The 2,117-nt window shown below is 48.3% G+C and carries 3 protein-coding genes; all 3 read right to left on the bottom strand.

Going from position 1 to position 2,117, the window contains the following annotated elements; translation table 11 throughout:
- Positions 1 to 98: 98 nt before the first annotated feature.
- Entirely contained in the window at positions 99 to 353 is a 255-nt protein-coding gene (locus WH50_RS25120) for a hypothetical protein (RefSeq protein WP_110190151.1), read from the bottom strand.
- Between the two features lie 12 nt (positions 354 to 365).
- A complete protein-coding gene (locus WH50_RS25115) occupies positions 366 to 917 on the bottom strand; it encodes an SMI1/KNR4 family protein (protein ID WP_110190149.1) in 552 nt (183 codons plus the stop codon).
- On the bottom strand, positions 904 to 2,117 hold a 1,214-nt coding region (locus tag WH50_RS25110), incomplete at its 5' end, for an RHS repeat-associated core domain-containing protein (RefSeq protein WP_207780483.1). The genes WH50_RS25110 and WH50_RS25115, both read right to left, overlap by 14 nt.

Here is a 2,117-nt window from a genome sequence, read left to right as displayed (position 1 = left end):
AACTTCGGCGTGGAAGTTTTGCATCAGCGAAAGGGTTGATGGGGATAGTGAATTCAAATAGTGACCTTCTTATCACATTGACCTGCACCCATTGGCCACTACAAAGTGTGGCCCGCATAAAATGCGCTGTAGACCTTATAATCGACGACCATTATTTTATTGGTACGCGGATCGTAATGGAGCGCAAACATCAGCTCACCGTTTTCATCCCTTTTCTGAGGGGTATTCCCTGCTTCTCTTGAATAAGAACCATCCGGGTTAATGGGAGCACCGTAAACACGTGCGCTGTATCCCGGCTCTCCTTTATTTTTATCAAGCTGCTCATAGAAGTCGGCGTAGTTATAGCTTTCCATATAGCCTCCTAATTATCCCGGAACGTCATCAGGAATAATCACAAATCTTTTTTCATCGAGCATATCGAAAATATTGTCAGCAATTTTTGTAAAGTAAGTGGGCACAATGCCATTTTTTGGATCAAATGCATCACATGCATCTTCATAGCTTAAAAAGTCTCGATAATACTCATCCATCTCTTGACCATCTATGTCAGTTTCAAAGAACCAAATATGATCAGTCGATAAGTCAACGAACAACTCTCCTTGGTAAGCATGATGTTCGAAACAAAGACAGTTCTTAGGCAAGCAACTATCCCCAACAGTTTCAACCATTGCGCCAAAACTTGGGGTAAATTGAGGAACTACAAAACCACGACCTGGCTTAGCATGAGGAAACAATATCCCATAACGTCGAATATTCTCGTCCACGAGTTCCACATTATAACCCCACCACTCCAATATAAATTTCCTAAAAACTGGAGGAAACCTTATTCCAATTTTTTTTTCTGCTTCGACCACATCCTGATCAGATACAGGAAATTTGTAGTTTTTTGATACTTTAACAATACTATTTATTTGCATTTGACACGCCTCCTTTGTGTTTGAATTTATTATGGATACTTCTATCAACCATCAACATTAATTTTGCATTCTCATGATGATGTGGTGTGTATATCGTATTGCCATCACTTCCAGTAACTTGAGGGTTTTTACCCGGATATGTACCATCTCTATTTCTTTTAACACCATAAACCCGCTCACTATATCCCGCTTCACCGTGCTGTTGGTCCAATACCCTGTAAAACTCTGCATAATCAACGTTACGATCTTTTGGCACCGCTACGCCATTCGGAAGTTCTGCCTGATCATACGAATAGGGACTAAAGTCAGGATAGTGATTGCCATCCGCCGCCGGGGAATAGACCACATCCACCGTTTTCTGACCATAGGTCGAGGTCTTCATATCGGTGGCATAGATATACTGGTCGGTCTTGGCGTCATACAGCACCACACCGCCGTCGTCGTGCCAATTCTTAAAATTCGGCGTCCGCTCCCCCGCATTATGCTTCTCATTGATATTGCCCTGTGCATCCGGCAGCCTCGGCTCCGCATTCGGATATTTCGCCCTCAGCTCGTCAATGATGGCTTTTTGTTTATCGGAGTACTTCGGACAGCCATCAGGTACGGCTTTGCCTGTCTTCAACCCCAACGGATCGACCCAGTTCACCGGATTCGGCACGTACTGGTAATGGTTTAGCCCGCCCGCCAGTTTGATCGGGTCCGGGGTCAGGAAGTGTCCGGTGCCGGGGTGGTAGTAGCGGTGGCGGTTGTAGTGTAGCCCGGTTTCACCGTCGTAGTACTGCCCCTGAAAGCGCAGGTTGGTATCGACTTTTTCGATCAGTGTACGTTTGACGTGGCCGTAGGCTTTGTATTGCACCGACCACACCCGTTCGCCGTTGGCCGCCGTCATTTCCTGCGGGGTACCGAGGTGGTCGAGGTGGTAGTAGTAGACCTGGGCGAGGTTGCCTTCGCCTTCGAGCTGGGCCAGCGGGCGGTAGGTGCCGGGTTCGTAGAGGTAGCTGCGGTAGTGGCTGAAGTCGTCGGTTTCGGCGATCAGGCGGTTGGCCTGCCAGATAAAGGTGGTGAGGTAGCCGCCAATGTCTTTGCTGATGCGCCGGCCAAAGGCGTCGTAGCGGTAGCGCACGGTGCTGAGGTTGGGCAGGGTGACCTGGCTCAGCCGGTGCTGGGTGTCGTAGTGAAAGCGGGTGACAAGGCGGTGCC

Source organism: Pokkaliibacter plantistimulans, from assembly GCF_003194385.1.
GTDB classification, from domain to species: domain Bacteria; phylum Pseudomonadota; class Gammaproteobacteria; order Pseudomonadales; family Balneatricaceae; genus Pokkaliibacter; species Pokkaliibacter plantistimulans.
Note: the sequence above shows the minus strand (reverse complement) of the source record. Positions and strands in the feature narration are given on the sequence as shown.

What these genes read in the sequence shown, in the direction of transcription:
- WH50_RS25120 (WP_110190151.1), bottom strand. Translation starts at nt 353, where the DNA reads ATGGAAAGCTATAACTACGCCGACTTCTATGAGCAGCTTGATAAAAAT.
- WH50_RS25115 (WP_110190149.1), bottom strand. Translation starts at nt 917, where the DNA reads ATGCAAATAAATAGTATTGTTAAAGTATCAAAAAACTACAAATTTCCT.